Source organism: Ulvibacterium marinum (assembly GCF_003626755.1).
GTDB lineage: Bacteria > Bacteroidota > Bacteroidia > Flavobacteriales > Flavobacteriaceae > Ulvibacterium > Ulvibacterium marinum.
Map to the genome: position 1 here is coordinate 15,444 of NZ_RBCJ01000007.1, position 19,932 is coordinate 35,375.

Annotated in this window: 16 protein-coding genes; 9 read left to right on the top strand and 7 right to left on the bottom strand. The window is 41.2% G+C overall.

Going from position 1 to position 19,932, the window contains the following annotated elements:
* Positions 1–7: 7 nt before the first annotated feature.
* The 3 genes from D7Z94_RS25000 to D7Z94_RS25010 are packed head-to-tail and all read right to left on the bottom strand — an operon-like array spanning position 8 to position 5,155.
* Positions 8–3,646, bottom strand: a complete 3,639-nt coding sequence (locus tag D7Z94_RS25000; protein ID WP_120714403.1) for an RHS repeat protein — start codon at positions 3,644–3,646, stop codon at positions 8–10.
* A 45-nt stretch (positions 3,647–3,691) separates the two neighbouring features.
* The gene (locus D7Z94_RS25005) at positions 3,692–4,771 is read right to left on the bottom strand and encodes a hypothetical protein (RefSeq protein WP_120714404.1); all 1,080 of its coding nucleotides are present in this window, start codon (positions 4,769–4,771) and stop codon (positions 3,692–3,694) included.
* Between the two features lie 6 nt (positions 4,772–4,777).
* Entirely contained in the window at positions 4,778–5,155 is a 378-nt protein-coding gene (locus D7Z94_RS25010) for a hypothetical protein (RefSeq protein WP_120714405.1), read from the bottom strand.
* 270 nt (positions 5,156–5,425) lie between these two features.
* On the opposite strand from D7Z94_RS25010, the gene D7Z94_RS25015 reads away from it, so the two are divergent.
* Both D7Z94_RS25015 and D7Z94_RS25020 read left to right on the top strand, forming a co-directional pair.
* Complete coding sequence (locus tag D7Z94_RS25015; protein WP_120714406.1) at positions 5,426–7,345, top strand: DUF294 nucleotidyltransferase-like domain-containing protein; 1,920 nt, start codon at positions 5,426–5,428, stop codon at positions 7,343–7,345.
* Entirely contained in the window at positions 7,345–8,004 is a 660-nt protein-coding gene (locus tag D7Z94_RS25020; protein ID WP_120714407.1) for a 3'-5' exonuclease, read from the top strand. The genes D7Z94_RS25015 and D7Z94_RS25020 overlap by 1 nt, the downstream gene beginning before the upstream one ends.
* Before the next feature lies 1 nt (position 8,005).
* On the opposite strand, the gene D7Z94_RS25025 is transcribed toward D7Z94_RS25020, so the two are convergent.
* Entirely contained in the window at positions 8,006–8,959 is a 954-nt protein-coding gene (locus D7Z94_RS25025) for a phosphoribosylaminoimidazolesuccinocarboxamide synthase (RefSeq protein WP_120714408.1), read from the bottom strand.
* A 7-nt stretch (positions 8,960–8,966) separates the two neighbouring features.
* Positions 8,967–9,920: a PhoH family protein gene (locus D7Z94_RS25030; protein ID WP_120714409.1), complete on the bottom strand. Its 954-nt coding sequence runs from the start codon at positions 9,918–9,920 to the stop codon at positions 8,967–8,969.
* Positions 9,921–10,052: 132 nt separating this feature from the next.
* Between D7Z94_RS25030 and D7Z94_RS25035 the strand changes: the two genes are divergently transcribed.
* From D7Z94_RS25035 to dnaN, 5 genes are all read left to right on the top strand, one after another.
* Positions 10,053–10,883: an SAM hydrolase/SAM-dependent halogenase family protein gene (locus D7Z94_RS25035; RefSeq protein ID WP_120714410.1), complete on the top strand. Its 831-nt coding sequence runs from the start codon at positions 10,053–10,055 to the stop codon at positions 10,881–10,883.
* Positions 10,884–11,180, top strand: coding sequence for a putative quinol monooxygenase (locus tag D7Z94_RS25040; RefSeq protein ID WP_120714411.1), 297 nt, complete (start codon positions 10,884–10,886; stop codon positions 11,178–11,180). It begins immediately after the preceding gene.
* A 4-nt stretch (positions 11,181–11,184) separates the two neighbouring features.
* Positions 11,185–11,916 (top strand): gliding motility-associated ABC transporter permease subunit GldF, encoded by a 732-nt coding sequence (gldF, locus tag D7Z94_RS25045; RefSeq protein ID WP_120714412.1) that lies wholly within the window; start codon positions 11,185–11,187, stop codon positions 11,914–11,916.
* Positions 11,916–13,580, top strand: a complete 1,665-nt coding sequence (gene gldG / locus D7Z94_RS25050; protein ID WP_120714413.1) for a gliding motility-associated ABC transporter substrate-binding protein GldG — start codon at positions 11,916–11,918, stop codon at positions 13,578–13,580. The genes gldF and gldG overlap by 1 nt, the downstream gene beginning before the upstream one ends.
* Positions 13,581–13,729: 149 nt before the next feature.
* Positions 13,730–14,848, top strand: a complete 1,119-nt coding sequence (gene dnaN, locus D7Z94_RS25055) for a DNA polymerase III subunit beta (protein WP_120714414.1) — start codon at positions 13,730–13,732, stop codon at positions 14,846–14,848.
* A 69-nt stretch (positions 14,849–14,917) separates the two neighbouring features.
* Here the strand turns inward: dnaN and D7Z94_RS25060 are convergent, their stop codons facing one another.
* Entirely contained in the window at positions 14,918–15,283 is a 366-nt protein-coding gene (locus D7Z94_RS25060; RefSeq protein WP_120714415.1) for a DUF4870 domain-containing protein, read from the bottom strand.
* A 161-nt stretch (positions 15,284–15,444) separates the two neighbouring features.
* On the opposite strand from D7Z94_RS25060, the gene mnmE reads away from it, so the two are divergent.
* Together mnmE and D7Z94_RS25070 are read left to right on the top strand one after the other, a co-directional pair.
* Complete coding sequence (gene mnmE, locus D7Z94_RS25065) at positions 15,445–16,833, top strand: tRNA uridine-5-carboxymethylaminomethyl(34) synthesis GTPase MnmE (RefSeq protein WP_120714416.1); 1,389 nt, start codon at positions 15,445–15,447, stop codon at positions 16,831–16,833.
* Between the two features lie 192 nt (positions 16,834–17,025).
* Positions 17,026–18,162: a tyrosine-type recombinase/integrase gene (locus D7Z94_RS25070; RefSeq protein ID WP_120714417.1), complete on the top strand. Its 1,137-nt coding sequence runs from the start codon at positions 17,026–17,028 to the stop codon at positions 18,160–18,162.
* Here the strand turns inward: D7Z94_RS25070 and D7Z94_RS25075 are convergent.
* Complete coding sequence (locus D7Z94_RS25075; RefSeq protein ID WP_120714418.1) at positions 18,152–19,927, bottom strand: efflux RND transporter periplasmic adaptor subunit; 1,776 nt, start codon at positions 19,925–19,927, stop codon at positions 18,152–18,154. The genes D7Z94_RS25070 and D7Z94_RS25075 overlap by 11 nt on opposite strands.
* Positions 19,928–19,932: the final 5 nt, after the last annotated feature.

Sequence of the window (19,932 nt, forward strand, 5' to 3'; positions counted from 1 at the left end):
TTTGGTCTTAGTTGCTCTGGCCTTTGTAATGGTACTCATAGTCCGTCACCAGATGGCCATCGGCATCGCGCACCTCAACAAGGCGGTTGGCCGTATCATAGGTATAGGTCATGGTATAGCCCCTGGGGTCGGTAACGCTGGTTACACCCACAAGAGGGTTATAGGTATAGGTGGTTACCATGGCCTGTGGTAGTTCGGACCGTAGTTTTTGCAGCTCGGTCCGCATGGCGATATCCGTGGTGGCGGGATTATCAATGACATTGAAATTCACCGTGGTCGCCAATGCCTGGGTATGAGTGGCATGTTCTATCTTGGCCACGGGGTATTTCCCATCATAGCCCCAGATGTAGGTAATGGTGGTACCGTCCTGTTTGGAGACTTCCAGGGGATTTCCCAAATCGTCATAACTCAAGTAATTGAGCCGCGTCTCCATGGGGTTGTTCGTAAGGTGGTAATTTCCCTTTAAGGTCTGTACCAACTCGGGCCATACCTTATAGGAATTGGGACCCGGAGCGGTATCCCAGTCCTTGTAGATCGTCCGTTGTACCGTTCTTTCCCCATTGATGGTGGTCTCGGTCTGTACGGGTTCGGCAATCCGGTGCAAAAGACTGTCTCTTTTTAAGCGATCAATCAACGCCTTTTCAGGAGCTGATAGGTCAGGACTGCCCAAAGAGCTTAGGGTAGTCACGTCATCCGGATAAAAGGTCTTGGTGATGACCTCCTCGCCTTTACTGTTGATCAGTTTACTTTCCGTACGCTGTAGATGCAGGGGATTTTCATACTTGAATTCCTGAAGGGTCACCAGGGAATCGATACCCTCACTGTTATAAATGGTCTCCTTGGTTCCCGTCTGTTGGATCAGATTGGAATAGTGCGGATAGAGTTGAAACTTCATGGCATCGCAATAACGGTAAACCAGACCATCCTGGGTGATATCCGAAATGGGTAGTTCCTTACTGGCACTGATTACCCGATCTTGGTTCTCGTACAAACGAAAAAGATTGAACTGACCACTAGTAATCCCATTGATTTCATAGGTATTTGCCATTTCACTGACCAAGCTATAAGTACCTCCTACCCTCTTATAATTCTTTTCCGAAATTAAAAGCCCGTTATGGGGTACCCGTATGGGCGGAAACTTATGATAACTATCCTCGTATGCCGGTTGTGTCACCGATCTAAAATGATCCTGCTGGTTGTGAAAGGTTTTAATGGTCTTACCATTGTTGCCACCGGCACCGATTGTCGTTATCTCTACTTTATCGTATCCTACATAGCCTCCTGCATCCTTTGAAAAGGCATTATGGGAGCTTGCCGTACCTAGAACCCGAGGCTGAAAACCGGTGGTTCCGTAAAAAAAACCGTTGGGATCGACAGAACTGTAACCCCGTACCGCTGTCTCATCAATGGCAAAATTGGGTAAGGTCTTGATCTTTCCATAGGACCGCTCCACTTCCAGATTGTTTTCAAGGGTCGTATAGTGGTAATTGTACATCCGTTTGATTTCCTCTGTACCGCTGCTGTCAAAATCGGTTATAGATTTTACCCGTAATCCACCACCGATGGAGTACTGCTTATCAACGCTTATTTCTATGTCCTCCCATTGTGCATGAATATCTGCCATACCGTAATAGAGGCCATTGCTACTATTAAAATGAGCTTCGATTACATATTCTTGATCGGTCAATTGAAAATTACCGGCATTGACATCATAATACCATTCCTCAGTATCGGAATAGTTGATTACGGCTCCGTAGCCGGAGTTTTGCTCAACAGTTAGGTTGTCCCATTCCGTATTCCCAGTGGATATATGAAAACGTGGTCTGATCAAAGTACCGTCCAGCTTTTTAATCTCCACATAAAAGTCGTTTTGAAAGTCTGGAGCAGGTGGCTTGCTATTACTATAGGCCCCAGAGGCATTCCATCCGGTTACCGTTACATTGTAGGTTAGTTTTAAGACCCCAAATTGATTGGGTTTAATGGTTATCCGCACGGTATCGTCAGTAGACTCTGGAGTTGAAACTACGGCCGCCCGTTGACTTACGGGTATTGTTGGGGTCGGGGCTTCATTAAAATTACCGGTATCAGCATAGGTATTCAGTTCATAATCAAATTCAGTAGATCCTTTGGTCGGATAGGTTATCTTTTTTAAACTGAATGTTTTGGTGTGTTCCTCGGAAGGTAGCCTGTTGGCCTTTTTGTCCTGTACAAAAGTAGAATATTGGGTAAGATGACTATAGATGTACGGGATAAAAATGTCCGAATTGAAAGAACCATTGTAAAAACCCCAGTAATCCTGACCCATGGTTGTTTTATTGGGGATGAAATTAGGTTGGAAGTACTCGAAAGAGTGTTGGCTAATATCATTTTCAATGACCGAATCCAGTTTTAGACGGAGATTCAGATCTGGATAATCACCGTTCAAAGCTCCTATCCTTTGGCCAAAATCACCATTTTGTAGCGATATGTTCTGATACTGGTAGGTCTTTTCGGAACCAAAATAGCTGTAATTAAAATTGTGCTTATTCACGGTATCGCCTACTGCATTGGTAGTTATTATAGATTCCAAATATCTTCCATTGAGATCCTTCCGGTCAATAAGCGATGAGTAATTTAAAGCAGTAGTTTGTGTGCTTTGTCCGTCCGCCTTCTTTGCGGTAATGGAATCAAGATAAAAGTTATCCGTTTCCGTGATGGGACCGGAATAGCTCTCGTAATTTTTCGTAGGATTTGTAGTACCACCAGTGGTTGCCAAATAGCTCTGGGTAAAAGAAGGGAAAGGTTTTGTTTTTTCGGTAGTGTCATAACTAAATTCGGCGGTGTTCCCATAGATATCCGTAATTTTTTTTAAAAACCACGTGGAGATATACGTCTTAGGACTCGGCCCTGCGAGAAATGAGGTTGTTGCCCTTTCTGTGAATTCGTAAAGAGTACCATCTTCGGTTATTATGTTAAAGTTTACCAAACCCATATCGAGTGTGGTGAAAACATCCAGACCCTTCTTGTTCAACAATACGACATCTCCCTGTTTGTTGAACACAAATGAACCGGAGTAGCCATTAAAATTGAAGTGGAACATATCGGGCATAAAATCAAAGTCGTCCGTACCGGAGCCGGGTGCCGGGGGTATGTTATATGTTGCTTCTTGCGAGGTTTGTTGATTCACGATAAAACGACATATTTCTTCCATCGAATTTGCAGGATTCAAGGCATCCACAAAGGCATGGGTATCCGGGTTCCAGGCATTGGTTATCGGGTCGCGTTCCGGAGGAAGATCAGGATGAACCTTGGCATGGTTCAAATACCCAAAAAGAGGTTCAAAATCATCCATGCCATTTACGCTACGAGTTATGGCTCCACCGGCATTTAAGGCCCAGCCCAGACCTACGATACCGGACTCCTCGGAGACCTGGATACCGCCAGTGGCGTAGCTTAGGGAAAGAGGAACGGAAATACCGCCCTCATTTACCGTATATAAGGGAATGGATACGTTGGGTAGACCGCTATATTCCGTAACCGGGGTAATCACCGATTTAAATAGGGATGCCACATTGGGATTGGGGGGAACCACCTGTTTAAGGTCTACCTGTGCGTTGGACCATAATGCGCATAGCATCAGGGCTGCGAATAAGGGAATACTTTTCATGATAAATCGTTTATAGTATATTTGATTTGGGTTGTTGTAATCTACCTATTGGGTTTTGGGTCGTTCTTCCAGTTTCAAAATCCTTTTTTCCAGTTGAAGGATGTATAGCATCTGTTCCTCTATCTTCTCTAGGAGCAGTTTGTTCATCTCCCCAAGTTCAATACCATTGACCTCTACCTCGGCTGCCGAAGGAATATTGATCAAATGGCCCTTTTCGTTGATGTGTTCTTCTACTTCTTTCAAGGTGGGCAGGTCATAACCTTCAGCAAAGACATAGTCTGCCCAGCCGACAAGGTCTACTTTGACCTCCCTGGTATGGACCGTCCCGTCTACCGCCAGGCGATAATTGGCCTGAGCCGTAGTCCCTATACCCACATTGCCGGCCGTATAATCGATATCGTTCCCTGAGGTGGTCCAAACCGTCGAACCACCCGAACCGCTATTGGGATCAATCAATTCTGCTATAGTAGGTTCAGAACCATTGATTTCATAAAGGGTGGGCCTAGAGAAAAACTGGCTGTCCGAAGTGTTCGTATCTTGATACAAATAGTTTCTATGGACGAGCCAATGGGTCGTTGTAGACATTTTGAAATCCGTTAGATTGGCGACCTTTACGCCATTAATATCAAAGATTCCCCCTTGATTGGTAAGATCAGTATGGCCGTGTCCATAAACATATCCTACCAAAAGATACCATTGGTCCAATTGGGGCAAATCCCCCCAAAAGAAATAAGGACTGGTAATTGAAGTTCCATCCAAATTTCTACTGGATGCAGTTTCACTTAATGTAAAGGCATGGAAACCAAAAAGTGTAGATCCATCAGTAGAATTGGTTTTTTTAATCCAAGTGGTAAACCTATAGTCTTTGGACGGATCTATGGTGTTATAACTTGTATCCCAACCGCCATCTGCGTCATTGCCCGAATCCGGAGCGGCCTTCCATAGAACTTCAGCATCCCCATAAGGATTTGTTCCTACTTCACGTACATTCTCGGCATCCGTTCCAAATTTAAAAAAGTCGGTTACATTTCCATTACCTACACTCCAGCTAGAGGTATCCAAAAGATTGGTCTGGCACCATGCCAAGGCTGGAAATATCAAAAGTGCAAATACAATTTTTCTCATCTTATTTTATAGTTTATTATAGTTTAGGTCTCTTTCATTGTTTTTTAACTGCGAAGATTGTGTCCATGCGCTACCAAACCTTTTGAATTTTTCTTTTTTCAGCGCAGCAAGATGTAAATCCGATTTGCAACGATCAAGAGGAACGAGACCGTTTTTCCCGTTTCCTTGGTATTCGCATTTAGTCTGTGAAGAAGGTCCACCAGGAGGACCATCCGCCAAAAAAACAGAAAGCATAATGGAATGGCTTTCTCTATGAAAACTCCTCTTATGGGTAGTAGAACTGATAGTGAATAGATTCGAGGTATTCGGCAAGGGAAAACTCGAAAACACAAATGGGAATGTAACAAGACAGCCAAGGGCACGTCCAGCGGGGGAAGCTTTCATATCAAGTAGGTTAAATTTGGGTTTGGTGTTTGTTTTGAACTATTTAATTCACATATTTTGTAAGATTTGTTTTCAAATATATAGTTTTTAATCTATGTTCAAAAACGATTTTATCTCTTTTCGATGAAATGCAAATTCCATTAACTAAAAATGGTACGGGAAATACCCTTAGGTAGCCGATACTTTCATCACCCACCTAAAGATTATAATTCACCCTCTTTTTTCCTTTCTTTCCGAATCATGAAGTAACTTTAGCTCTAAAATAGCGGTATGAAAAATACCATCTCTGAAAGGGTGGCGGATTTTCTCCAAAACTTCCCTCCTTTCAATGCATTGGAAAAATTGCAATTGGATGGGCTATCCCAGCAGGTATCCATTGTCTATTATGAAAAAGGTGGTTTGGTCTTTTCGGAGGACGAAACACCCCATGATTTTTTTTACATTGTCCATGAAGGGGCCATTACCCTTCGAAAAACTGCTAATAACGAAATTGTGGACATTTGCGATGAGGGGGACATTTTTGGACTTCGGCCTTTAATGGCCCATGAAAACTACAAATTGGAGGCACGGGCCCATGAGGAAAGTATCCTATATGGCATTCCCATATCATTATTTAAGCCTTTTGCTAAAGAAAATGAAGAAGTGGGTAATTTTCTTATCGAAAGCTTTGCGTCCAATACCCGTAACCCCTACTCCAAAGTACATAGGGGAAAACTTTACGGTAACGAAAGTGCCCAAAGCATAAACCCCGAGGTAAAATTATTGGACCTACAACCCGTAAATTATTCCAAAAAATTGGTGAGTTGTACCCCCAATACCAGCATGAAACAATTAGCTGAAACCATGACGAAGCATAGGATCGGATCCATATTAGTAATAGAAGATGAGCTACCTATCGGTATTATTACGGACAAGGATTTGAGAAATAAGATTGTTACAGGCCACTTTCCTATAAACACCCCCGCCTCAAAAATAATGTCCCGGCCCTTGATTACCTATCCCAGAAAAATGACCGTGACCCAAGCCCAAATGGCCATGATGAAAAGCAATATAAGTCACTTGGTGCTTACCCGTGATGGTACACCCTATACCAAAGCCGTAGGTATTCTTTCCAAGCATGATGTTATGGTGTCCTTGGGGGACAATCCTGCTGTCTTGGTGAAGGCGATCAAACGCGCAAAAAAATACAAACAGATAAAGCCTCTACGAAAAAGTATTCAACATCTTTTACAGGGATATTTAGATCAAAATATTCCCATGGGGCTAACGGCCAAAATAATATCCGAACTCAATGACACCTGTATAAAACAGATTATCGCCATCTCATTAAAAAAAATGAGGAAACCGCCACCAGTCAAATTTGCATGGTTGTCCATTGGTAGCCAAGGGCGTAGCGAACAACTGTTGCACACCGATCAGGACAATGCCCTGCTCTTTGAAGATGTGGCGGAAAATCAGTTGCCCAAAGTCACCAAATACTTCTTGACCCTAGCCAAACATATTACTCATGGACTTAAGGTAATTGGCTTCGACTACTGCCCCGCCGAGATGATGGCGTCCAACCCAAAATGGTGCATTAGCCTGCAGGAATGGAAAGATAAAGTGTCCCACTGGATTATCAATCCAGGGCCGGATGAGGTGCTCATGTCCTCCATATTTTTTGATTACAATGTTTCCTATGGGGATAAGGAAATAGTAAATGCGCTATCCAAGCATATTTTCCAATCCATGGAAAAATATCCTATTTTCTTTCTGCATCTGGCTAGCGGTGCGCTTCAAAACCCAAGTCCGACTGGATTCTTCCGTCAATTTTTGGTGGAACAGGATGGAGCGCACAAAGATTTCTTCGACCTAAAACGAAGAGCATTGATGCCCCTTATCGATGCAGCACGAGTACTCATTTTGTCACATTCCGTTAAAGCGATAAGTAATACCTGGGAACGCTATGAAAAATTAGCGGAATTGGAACCTAAGAACAAGGAGTTTTATTTGGCCTGTTCCTATGCGACCAAGGCACTTTTGAAGTTTAGGACAAAACAAGGGCTATTGCATCATGACTCCGGTAGGTATATTGCCTTGGAAAAATTGAACAAAGAAGAAAAGATAAAGTTGAAACGAACCTTTAAGACCATAAAGGAAGTTCAGGAATTGCTTTCCGTTCGCTTTAAGGTAACCCATTTATTAGGGTAATGGGGCTTTTTAATAAAAAAAGAAGAAGCGATTTGCCTTTGTTCTGGAAGGAATACGAAGCTTTGTTCCAAAAAAAACCAACTGAAAATCTGCAGGAAGTCCGCTTTGTGGTATTGGATACGGAAACTACGGGTTTTGATTACGCGAAAGACCGTATCCTTTCCATTGGAGCCTTGACGCTACAGAATACTAAAATTAGCGTCGCCGATAGTTTTTCGGCCTATCTGGAACAAGAGATTCATTCCGAAAAAACCGTTAAAATACATGGCATCCGCAAAGAGGGAAGGAATGATACCATTCCAGAAGAAGAGGCATTACAGAGCTTTTTGACATTTTTGGGAAATGCCGTTATAATAGCGCATCATGCCCTATTCGACATACATATGATCAATGCCGCCTTAGACCGGTTAGATCTGCCCGATTTAAAAAACCAATATCTGGACACCTCTACCTTATATAAAAAAACACGTTTACGGTCCAATCTATTACAGCAACAGGAAAACTATACCTTGGACGAACTCGCCGATAAATTCAATATCTCAAAAAAGGATCGCCATACAGCTTTGGGCGATGCCTATATCACTGCAATAGCCTTCCTTAAAATATTGGCGAAATTGCGGGAGAAAAGAGAGGTGACCTTAAAATGGTTATTAAAATAAATCAGGAATTGTCAAGATATTCCAAGACGTTCCTTTCGATCCGTTCCTGAATATTCCCAATATCGGCTTTGATAAAAGTCTCCCCTGTAATATTTTCGTATAATTCTATATATCGCTCGGACACCGTTTGAATGTATTCATCCGTCATTTCGGGCACGGCCTGTCCTTCCAACCCCTGAAAACCATTCTGTATCAGCCATTGGCGGACAAATTCCTTGGACAATTGTTTTTGGGGCTCTCCCCTATCCTGCCGTTCTTGATATCTGTCAGCATAAAAGTAGCGCGAAGAGTCCGGAGTGTGAATCTCATCGATCAGAACTATTTTGCCTTCCTTGGTCTTTCCAAATTCATATTTGGTATCTACCAATAAAAGTCCTCTTCCGGCAGCAATTTCAGTACCCCGTTGGAATAATGCCATGGTATATTTTTCAAGAACCAAATAATCTTCTTCACCAACAATTCCCCGTTTCAGGATGTCTTCACGGGAAATATCCTCGTCATGATCCCCCTTTTCGGCCTTGGTAGCCGGAGTGATTATAGGTTCCGGAAATTTGTCATTTTCTTTCATGCCCTCGGGCATAGGCACTCCACAAAGGACTCGCTTTCCTTTTTTGTATTCCCTAGCCGCATGTCCGGAAAGGTAGCCTCGAATAACCATTTCTACCTTAAAAGGTTCACAGGCATGGCCTATGGCCACATTTGGATCTGGAGTGGCCAACAACCAATTCGGAACAATGTCTTGGGTAGCTTCCATCATTTTGGTCGCTATCTGATTCAAGATTTGGCCTTTATAGGGAATCCCTTTAGGCATCACCACATCAAAGGCGGAAAGTCGATCTGTGGCTACCATAATCAATACATCACCTTCCAGTGCATACACCTCTCGGACCTTCCCCTTATAGATACTTTGTTGGCCTGGAAAATTGAAATTGGTCGTCGTAATCGTGTTGCCCATATTCCTATTAATTTTGATGTTCTATGTTCTTATAGGCATCAATTACTTTCTTGACCAATTTATGTCGGATAACATCCTTATCGTCCAGATAGATCATTTCTATCCCATTCACATTTTTAAGAATAAGAAGAGCCTCCTTTAGGCCGGAAATCACTCTTCGAGGCAAATCTATCTGTCCTGGATCGCCTGTAATCAAAAACTTGGCACTTTTCCCCATTCGGGTCAGGAACATTTTCATCTGGGCATGTGTAGTATTCTGGGCCTCATCAAGAATTACGAATGCATGATCCAGGGTACGGCCCCGCATAAACGCCATGGGAGCAATCTGTATGGTACCGTTTTCTATATAATGGGCCAATTTTTCCGAGGGAATCATATCTCGTAGTGCGTCATATAAGGGCTGCATATAGGGATCCAACTTTTCCTTGAGGTCCCCCGGCAAAAAGCCCAGATTTTCACCGGCCTCGACTGCAGGCCTCGTTAATATAATGCGCTTTACCTGCTTTTCTTTTAATGCCTTTACGGCCAATGCTACCCCGGTATATGTTTTTCCCGTTCCGGCCGGGCCAATGGCAAAGACCATATCGTTTACATTTACTGCATCTACCAGTCTACGCTGATTTGCAGTCTGCGCCTTGATAAGTCTTCCGCTTACACCGTGCACCAGTACGTCGCCGCTTTTATCCGAGGACTTATAATCTTCTTCGGTCGTACTTGTGAGCACCCTTTCGATTACATTCTCGTCCAATTTGTTATATTTCGCAAAATGTGTTGCGAGCATATCAAAACGCCGATCAAACTCCTCGAGTCGCTCTTCGTCCCCGTATACCTTGATCTTATTGCCCCTAGCTACAATTTTTAACTGTGGGAAATACTTTTTTAATATGTCTATATTCTCATTTTGCCGTCCAAAAAACTCTCTGGGGCTTATTTCGGTAAGTTCTAAGATAAGTTCGTTCAAAAATTATTGGTATTTAAAGAATTAAGGGTAGGAAAATTATAATTTCGCCAGGCTGTTTTTTTGTTTAATTTTGTTCAACAAACTTAAGTAAAATTTCAGTTTGCATAACCAAAAACATATCAACATTGCTGCATGGCAATCATTACCCTTACTACAGATTTTGGATTAAAAGACCATTTTTCCGGCACATTAAAGGGTGCCATCTACAAGGAGCTTCCCGATGCCAAAATTGTTGATATTTCGCACCAGATAAGCCCTTTCAATATCCATGAGTGTGCCTATATCCTGGAGAACTCTTATAAGAATTTTCCAGAAGGGAGCATACACATTGTTGGAGTGGACGCAGAACCTACCCAAGAAAATCAACATATAGCGGTCTTGGTGGACGGGCATTATTTTATAACCGCCAATACCGGGGTAATCGGTCTTATCACCTCTGAGTTGAAGCCCGAAAAAGCGGTAGAAATACATTTGCCCAATGTAACTTCCGGTCCTTTCCCCACCCGGGATATTTTGGTCCAAGTGGCTTGTCATATTGCGAGAGGGGGAACTTTGGAGGTAGTGGGCAAACCATTTGACCAACTCAAGGAGTTAAGGGATTTCTCGCCAAGAACAAATGAGAATGGCAAAAAGATTACGGGTAGCGTGATTTATATTGATAATTATGGGAATGTAGTTACGAACATCCACAAAAAGTTTTTTTTGGGCTATAGAAAAGGAAGGGATTTTGAAATACAGGCAAGAACAACAAAACTAAAGGAAATTCATGATAACTATAGCGACATCATAAATTTTGATCTTGACAAAAACAGGCGCAAAGGCGCAGGGGACTTGCTGGCCATATTTAATTCTTCGGGCTATATTGAGCTGGCCATTTACAAAAGTAATCTAAGCACGGTAGGCGGAGCCTCTACCCTATTGGGATTGGACTATAGGGATACCGTAATCATTAATTTTCTCTAAATGTTGGTACGTATTGTAAAATTGACTTTCAAAAAAGAAAATATTGCTAGTTTTGAGCGGATTTTTGCCGAAACCCAACAAAAAATACAGGATTTTAAAGGTTGTTCATTATTGGAACTCTATCAGGACATCAACGATCCCGCCATTTTTTTCACTTACAGTCACTGGGAAGATACCAAGTATTTGGACGACTATAGACAATCCGATCTTTTTAAGGAAACCTGGAGCAAGACCAAGATACTTTTTGATGCAAAGCCGGAAGCTTGGAGTATCTCCAAAAAGAATATGGTAAACTAGATATATGTTGGCGATTTTTAAAAGAGAAATACAATCTTTCTTTACCTCTTCTATAGGTTATTTGGTAATTGGACTGTTCTTTTTACTTAATGGTCTTTTCCTATGGGTATTCAAAGGCCCTTTCAATATTTTTGACTACGGTTTTGCGGATTTAGGAAACTTTTTTCTTTTGGCACCTTGGATATTCTTGTTCTTAATTCCGGCCCTGACCATGCGAAGTTTCTCGGAAGAAAAGAAATTGGGGACATTGGAACTGCAACTCATTAAACCGATAACCCATTGGCAACTGGTTATGGGGAAATTTCTTGGAACCTTTGTTTTGGTATTGGCCATTTTACTTCCCACCTTCCTCTACGTGTATACAATTTCGCAACTAGGTGTCACCATCGGAAATCTGGATATGGGATTGGTCTATGGATCATATGTTGGCCTTTTGTTTTTGGCGGCGGCATACAATGCCATTGGCTTGTTTACTTCGGTCTTGACCGAAAACCAGATAATTGCCTTTATTCTTTCGACCGTATTATGCTTTTTTATGTATTATGGTTTCGAAGCTCTTGCTACTGTATTTTCGAACGGTAAATTGGGGCTATTTATTAGGGAATTGGGCATGAAATCCCATTTTGAAGGTGTGGCCAGGGGAGTCTTGGATAGTAGGGATTTCATTTACTTTATAAGCGTCTCGGGATTCTTTTTACTATTGGTCGTAGTTCAACTTAAGCACGGAAAACGGTGATGAAAAAGAACGCTGCATCCATTCTAAAAGGGGTTGTCCTATTGCTGGTCTTGAACATCCTTTCCAGCTTTTTCTATACTCGTTTTGACCTTACAGAGGACAGGAGATACACCCTGACCGAGCCTTCGATTAACGCCGTATCTAATGTTGAAAGCCCTATTATTGTCGATATTCTTTTGGAAGGAAATCTTACACCCGAGTTTTTAAGGTTAAAGACTGAAACAAAATCCATATTGGAGGAATTTGCGGAAGTAAACTCCAATCTAAAATTTAATTTTATAAATCCCTTGGAGGGGGAAGAGCAAATTGATGGTGTTATAACCGACCTTCAATCCCTTGGACTTACCCCCACTCGGGTTACCACAGGGGACAACGCATCCGTTTCCCAGGACATCGTTTTTCCCTGGGCCATGGTGAATTATAGAAATGCCACGGTAAAAGTACCCCTTCTAAAAAATAAGTTAGGCGCCACCGCCGAAGATCGTATTAACAATTCGGTGCAGCATTTGGAATATGCCTTTGCGGATGCCTTTACCAAGATTTCGCTAAAGGAGAAGAAACGCATTGCCGTTATTAAAGGAAATGGTGAACTGGAGGATATCTTTATCGCAGATTTCCTATCCACTATCCGCGACTACTATAATCTTGGGGCCATTACACTGGATTCGGTTGCCCCTAATCCGCAAAAAACGCTGGATGACCTTAGCAAATATGACCTGGCACTAATCGCCAAACCTACTGAGGCTTTTTCCGATGAAGAAAAATTCATCCTGGATCAGTTTATTGTAAATGGTGGGAAATCGGTTTGGTTGATTGATCAGGTGGCCATGGAGTTGGATAGTCTTTTCAATGAAAAAGGCACTGCTATGGCCCTACCCAGAGATTTAAACCTCAACGACTTCTTTTTTAATTATGGTGTCCGTATCAACCCTGTCCTGGTCAATGACCTATATTTTACACAGATTGTCTTAGCCAGTGGAGAAGGTAATAATTCCCAATACGAACCGGTTCCATGGTACTATAATCCTATGGTGTTTTCCCAAAATGGCCATCCTATCACTACTAATTTGGAAGCCTTACGATTTCAATTTGCAAATGCCATGGATACGTTGTCCAACTCCAATACCAAAACTATACTTTATAGTAGTTCGCCCCTTTCCAAAGTAGAGGGCACACCCAAACAGATTCGCCTGGACATTTTGAACGCCCCTCCGGACAAGGATTTGTATACCAATGGAAACAAGGCATTGGCCGTACTGATCGAAGGGGAGTTTAAATCCGCCTTTGCCAATCGTATAAAACCGGTACAACTTGAGGGGACTTTGGAGCAAGGAAATGAAAATAAAATGCTAGTCATCGCCGATGGTGATGTTATAAAAAACCAACTGCAAAATGGAAGACCACTTGAATTGGGTTATGATAAATGGACCAATAATTTTTATGGCAACAAGGAATTTTTGGTGAACGCCTTCAATTACCTGTTGGACGATACCGGACTTATAAACATCCGCAACAAAAAAGTGGCGATTCCTTTTTTAAGCACTCAAAAAATAGCAGAGGAAAAAATGAAATGGCAGCTAATAAATATAGGTGTTCCCATACTGCTGACGCTGATTTTCGGCTTTGTTTTCAACTACTGGAGGAAACGAAAATACGCCTCCTAACTGTTGATAAGTTTGTTTCGGTAAAAAATTCATTTAAAATATCTTTGTTTGATTACCATTGGCCGATAGTCGCCCCATTCAAATAAGGTTGGGGACAATTCCCCTGACATATCGTTAAGTCCATGGTCTAAAAGTAAAAAGAACAGCGAATGAAATTTATAGTATCCAGCACTTATCTGTTAAAACACCTACAGGTGTTGGGCGGAGTAATCAATAACAGCAATACCCTGCCCATCTTGGATAATTTTCTTTTTGATCTAAAGCAAAATGAATTAACAGTCTCCGCTTCCGACTTGGAAACCACGATGAGTTCTGTATTGAAAGTAGATTCAGAAAATGAGGGTACTATAGCCGTCCCGGCACGATTGTTACTGGAGACGCTAAAGACCTTTCCGGAGCAGCCCTTGACTTTTGTTGTAGAAGATAACAATACTGTTGAGATAAGTTCCAATCATGGTAAGTATGCCTTGGCCTATGCAGATGGTGCCGAGTTTCCCAAGGCGGTAGAACTGGCAAATCCAAGCTCCACGGTCATCATGGGCGATATCTTGGCCACCGCAATTTCCAAGACCATATTTGCTGCCGGAAACGATGATTTACGACCCGTAATGAGCGGCGTTTTTTTTCAGTTTTCATCGGAGAACCTCACTTTTGTGGCCACGGATGCCCATAAACTGGTAAAGTACCAGCGTTCCGATGTATCCGCATCCCAAGTAGCGGAATTCATTATGCCCAAAAAGCCATTAAATCTCTTGAAGGGAATTTTGGCAGGAAGCGAGTCCGAGGTAACCATAGAATACAATGACAGTAATGCCAAATTCAGTTTTGAAGATACAGAACTAATATGTAGGCTGATCGATGGAAAGTATCCAAATTACGAGGCCGTAATACCTAAGGAAAACCCGAATAAATTGACCATTTCCAGAAATCAATTTTTGAGTTCCGTCCGCAGGGTTTCCATATTTTCCAATAAGACTACCCATCAGATACGATTGAAAATCGCGGGGGCTGAATTGAATATATCCGCAGAAGATATTGATTACAGTAATAAGGCCGAAGAACGCCTTACCTGTTCCTACCAGGGTGATGATATGCAAATAGGATTCAATTCCCGTTTTTTGACCGAAATGTTGAACAGTCTCGGTGCGGATGACGTTTCCCTTGAAATGAGCCTGCCCAACCGTGCTGGAATCCTGACCCCGGTAGACGGCTTGGACGAAGGGGAAAACATTACCATGTTGGTAATGCCGGTAATGCTAAATAGCTAGTTCTTACCAAATCCAAAAAGGTGCCTTTGGAATTCCAAAGGCACCTTTTTTATTTCATTTCATATAAGATCACGAAAAAAACCGAAAGGTCATAAAATAGCTCGGGGATTCCCCATTACTGGCCCTAACTGCGTTCACTATAGGGAGTACAAAGCTTACTATTCCAACAAAGATGAGTGATAGAATTCCCAATCCAAATAATAGGATAGCCGGAATACTTAGGATTATCAAAAGAATTATACTTAATTGAAAATTGATGATGGCTTTTCCATGTTCATCCATTCCAATGACCTTGTCCTTTGAGGTCAACCAAATGAAGAGTGGTACGATCAGTCCCCCAAAACCGGTGACATAAGTGAGTAATTGTGATAAATGTGTGATGGCCAATAAGGAGTTATCACTCCGTAAGGCCGCTTTCTGATTTACGATTTCCATTTTTTAGATTTTTTTGATTGATGTACTTATGTGACGCGAAAAACTCATTTTTGTTACAAAATCCACACGCCATAGCACCTAAAGCCTGGACAAATCCCTAATCTTCTGGATTTGCCTATCCCCTGCCTCCATTTTGACTATTTTTGCAAGAAATTAAACCGATGCTATCCGATGACACCATAATAGCTTTGGCCACACCTTCCGGTGCTGGTGCCATTGCGGTTATCCGTATTTCTGGAAAGGAGTCCATTGCGTTATCCGCAAAACACTTTCGCTCTGTTTCCGGAAAAAATCTGGCAAAGCAAAAGAGTCATACGATTCATTTGGGGCATATTGTGGACGGTAAAAGGGTATTGGATGAAGTTTTGGTATCCCTGTTCAAGGGCCCGCATTCCTATACCGGGGAAGATGTAATCGAGATTTCCTGTCATGGCTCACCATATATTCAACAGGAAATCATTCAGTTGTTTATTAGAAAGGGATGCCGAATGGCCCAAGCAGGAGAATTTACACTATGGGCTTTTTTGAACGGTAAAATGGATCTAAGTCAGGCAGAAGCCGTGGCCGATCTCATCTCTTCCGAGAATGAGGCCAGCCATCAAGTTGCTATTCAGCAGATGCGCGGTGGTTTTAGCGATGAAATCAAAAGATTAAGGGAAGAGTTATTGAATTTTGCTTCACTTATCGAACTTGAATTGGACTTTTCCGAAGAAGATATAGAATTTGCCGATAGGGATCAGTTTAAGGCATTGTTGAGTAGGATTCAGCTCGTTTTAAAACGTTTGATCGATTCGTTCGCGGTGGGCAATGTCATCAAAAATGGCATCCCTGTAGCCATTGTAGGTGAACCGAATGTGGGTAAATCTACCCTCTTGAATGCACTACTAAACGAAGATAGGGCACTGGTATCGGAGATTCCCGGAACTACCCGGGATACTGTTGAGGACGAAATCAGTATTGGTGGAATCGGTTTTCGCTTTATCGATACTGCGGGGATACGGCAGACCCAAGATGTGGTGGAAGGTATGGGGATTCAGCGAACTTTTGAAAAGATAGATACAGCCCAGGTAATCCTGTATCTCATCGAATCGGTGAAATTCAGCGGACAGGGTACAAGCTTTAAGTTGGAGATTGAAAAATTAAAGAGCAAATACCCCCAGACGCCTTTGGTTGTTGTGGCCAATAAAATGGATCTTCTGGATGCGGAAGGTGTTTCCCAGATCAAAAATGAAATCGAGGATGCACTCTTGCTATCCGCCAAAAAAGGCACTGGTGTTGAAGCGTTAAAATCCAAACTGCTTGAATTTGTAAATACCGGGGCACTGCGGAACAATGAGACCCTAGTGACCAACTCCCGTCATTACAATGCCCTCTTAAAGGCCTTGGAAGAAGTAGAGAAAGTACAATGGGGCATGGAAAATGGAATTTCGGGAGATCTATTGGCTATTGATATCCGCCAAGCCTTATATCACTTTGGTGAGATTACCGGTGAGATTTCTTCAGACGATTTATTGGGGAATATTTTTGCCAATTTTTGCATCGGGAAATAAATAAGTATTTCATTTGGTCTCATATGGTTCTATTTGGTTTCATATGACTGTAAATCAATAAGTTGTTGAAAAGTATTTTTCTTTTCTCTTTCTCTTAATCTCCTATTTTCATACATTTATTACACCATTTTTACACCTCATTTATTTTTTTTACCCAAAAGGTGTAAAAATTACACCTCGAAAGCAATAATTATGAAAATCAATCTAAAGCAGAAAAAATTAAAAAACGATAAGTCGAGTTTATTTCTTGAATTCTACAATGGTTATCGCATAGATAAAAATGGGGTTAAAAAACATCTGCGAAAATTCGAATACTTAAAACAGTATGTTTTTGACAATCCGAAAAATGCAGAGGAAAAAAGAAAGAACAAAGAAACGCTCCAATTGGCCGAAAATATATTAGCAATAAGAAAGGCTGAATATATCCAAGGGAAATACAAAATCAAGAACGATAAGAAAGGAGAATTAACCTTTTTAGAGTACTATGAGCAGCTTAAAGAAGACCGCTTTGAAACCAAAGCGAATTATGGCAATTGGGATGCAGCTCTAAAACATATCGAAAAATATTGTCCTGCCCATAAACAGCTAAAGGATATTGACACCGATTTTGTCAAAGGGTTTAAGCGATATTTGAACACCAAAGCCAAAACCAAGAGTGGTACTCCCCTATCCCAAAATTCCAAATACACCTATTTCAATAAATTTAAAGCAGCCTTACGAGAAGCATATACCGAAAACTATTTGGAAGAAAATGTACTGCGGTCAGTTAAAGGTTTTGAGCAGGGCGAATCTACTAGAGAATATCTTACCTATTCTGAATTACAGGCATTGATACAAGCAGAGTGTAAGTATCCAATTTTAAAGAATGCTTTTATTTTCAGTTGTCTTACGGGTTTAAGATGGAGCGATATTGACAAATTAAGATGGTCAGAGGTTCGCGATGAAGATACGGGGACTAGAATTATATTTAGACAGAAGAAAACAGACGGACTCGAATACCTCTATGTTTCAGAGCAATCAAGAAAACTGCTAGGAAAACGAGCCAACGAAAGTGATAGAGTTTTTAGGGGCTTGAAATATGGTGCTGTTTATAACACCGAGATTTTAAGATGGTGTATGAAAGCTGGAATTACAAAGCATATAACTTTTCATAGTGCAAGACATACCAATGCGGTACTACTGCTAGAAAACGGTGCGGATATTTATACCGTGTCGAAACGTTTAGGACATAGGGAAATACGAACAACAGAAATCTACACTAAGATAATCGATGAAAAAATGAAGGAAGCAGCTAATCTGATTCCTGAATTAGATTTAACTATTGAGTAGAATCAATTATACTGCCACAAGTCAACATTGCATCTCCGTAATATGGATTTTTTATTTCTTCATCTATGCTTAACCAAATTGCACCTTTGTTGCTATTGGCCATAGGACATTTTTGAACATACAATGTTTCTGTTGGCGATTTGATGTTCATTGCAAGGGCCACAATATTTTCATTTAAAACAACCAATTGAGCTCTTTGGTTTTTTAAATCCGTACTTGCTGAGATAGCACCCAAGATTTCAACACTTTTAGATAGATGCGATTTTTCCATCTTACCCAAATCACTTACATCTATTGCTTTCATTTTTGCTAATGCCGTTTTTGCTATAGCAGAAACTTGACTCGCGTCACTATCCACAAAGGCGTCTTCCATCTTAAAATAGGGTCTTAGTGCAGCTTGAAAAGCTGTTTGAAATGCCATTGGTAGTTTCATTTTCATTGTTGAAATAGCATTGGATTTATTTTCTGAATCTCCTTGCATTCCTAAATGACCTTCGTGACCCATCATTGTTTTCCCACCAGACTTGTTCATCATTGATTTCTTGCCTTGTAATTGGGCTGCTGCGTCTACCGTGAATGTACCATTGGTCACAATTTCTTCCCCATTCTCTAATCCTGAAGTAACCGTAAAATTATCTCCGCTACGAAGCCCAACAGTAACTTCTCGCATTTCAAAAACAGGCCTATTTGGATTTGGTTTTACATATACCAATGAGCGTTCTCCTGTCCATAATACAGCACTTGCTGGAATATTCAATGATTCTCCCGGAACTTGCGCTGTGCCTTTTATCTTTCCAGAAACAAACATCCCTGGCTTGAATAAACTTTCGTTATTCTTTAGGGTTGCACGCACCGTCGCAGTTCTTGTACTACTATTCAACACAGGGTCAATAAATGATATGACTGCATCAAATTCTTTATTAGGATATGCGCTCGTGGCAACCTTTATTTTTAGTCCTTTTTTAAACTGTGAAATTTGATTTTCATAAGCATCAAATTCTGCCCAAACTGAATTAAGGTTACTTACTTTTAGAATAGGCTGACCTTGTTTTAAATAATCACCTTCTGCCGCCATTACCATCGCTACTGTTCCTGAAACCGTTGCGTATAACGGGAAGTTTTCACGTACTTCTCCCGTTAACTCTATATTGTCGATTTGACTTGCAGAAAGCTTCCATAGTTTCAACTTATTACGAACAGCTTTATATAAAGCTGGTTGAGATTCTTTTAAAGAAGTCGCTGTAATTAATTCCTGTTGAGCCGCTACAAGATTAGGGGAATAGATTGTTGCTAATAATTGCCCTCTTTTTACTTCTTGCCCTTCAAAACTTACATTTAATTTCTCCAAACGACCATCAAAATAACTTGCTTGAATAGCATTGTTTTCCTCATTTGTAGCTATTTTACCAGATAATGAAATTACCCCATCTTCATTACCTTCCATAAGGTTTCCAACAATGGTAGTTTCAATATTTGCTAATGCTATTGCATTTTCTGTCATCTGGATTTGGTTTGCCAATAGACCTTCTGAACTTGCTTCTGCAGGAATCAATTCCATACCACAAATTGGGCAATCACCAGGTTCTTGCTGCATAATTTGCGGATGCATTGAACAGGTCCACATTTTATTGGTTGAATCCTCAGAATGGTCATGGACTTCCGTTATTTTTTGATTGCTTGAATCCGAGCTATTACCGAATATTAAGTAACCTCCTAGTAGTCCAATAATTACTGCGATACCGAGATATAAGATGTTCTTTTTCATAACTA

Coding starts and splice junctions, on each gene's coding strand:
- D7Z94_RS25040 (WP_120714411.1), top strand. CDS start 10,884: ATGTTGGTACGTATTGTAAAATTGACTTTCAAAAAAGAAAATATTGCT.
- mnmE (WP_120714416.1), top strand. CDS start 15,445: ATGCTATCCGATGACACCATAATAGCTTTGGCCACACCTTCCGGTGCT.
- gldF (WP_120714412.1), top strand. CDS start 11,185: ATGTTGGCGATTTTTAAAAGAGAAATACAATCTTTCTTTACCTCTTCT.
- D7Z94_RS25060 (WP_120714415.1), bottom strand. CDS start 15,283: ATGGAAATCGTAAATCAGAAAGCGGCCTTACGGAGTGATAACTCCTTA.
- D7Z94_RS25015 (WP_120714406.1), top strand. CDS start 5,426: ATGAAAAATACCATCTCTGAAAGGGTGGCGGATTTTCTCCAAAACTTC.
- D7Z94_RS25010 (WP_120714405.1), bottom strand. CDS start 5,155: ATGAAAGCTTCCCCCGCTGGACGTGCCCTTGGCTGTCTTGTTACATTC.
- D7Z94_RS25075 (WP_120714418.1), bottom strand. CDS start 19,927: ATGAAAAAGAACATCTTATATCTCGGTATCGCAGTAATTATTGGACTA.
- D7Z94_RS25000 (WP_120714403.1), bottom strand. CDS start 3,646: ATGAAAAGTATTCCCTTATTCGCAGCCCTGATGCTATGCGCATTATGG.
- gldG (WP_120714413.1), top strand. CDS start 11,916: ATGAAAAAGAACGCTGCATCCATTCTAAAAGGGGTTGTCCTATTGCTG.
- D7Z94_RS25020 (WP_120714407.1), top strand. CDS start 7,345: ATGGGGCTTTTTAATAAAAAAAGAAGAAGCGATTTGCCTTTGTTCTGG.
- D7Z94_RS25025 (WP_120714408.1), bottom strand. CDS start 8,959: ATGGGCAACACGATTACGACGACCAATTTCAATTTTCCAGGCCAACAA.
- D7Z94_RS25070 (WP_120714417.1), top strand. CDS start 17,026: ATGAAAATCAATCTAAAGCAGAAAAAATTAAAAAACGATAAGTCGAGT.
- D7Z94_RS25035 (WP_120714410.1), top strand. CDS start 10,053: ATGGCAATCATTACCCTTACTACAGATTTTGGATTAAAAGACCATTTT.
- dnaN (WP_120714414.1), top strand. CDS start 13,730: ATGAAATTTATAGTATCCAGCACTTATCTGTTAAAACACCTACAGGTG.
- D7Z94_RS25005 (WP_120714404.1), bottom strand. CDS start 4,771: ATGAGAAAAATTGTATTTGCACTTTTGATATTTCCAGCCTTGGCATGG.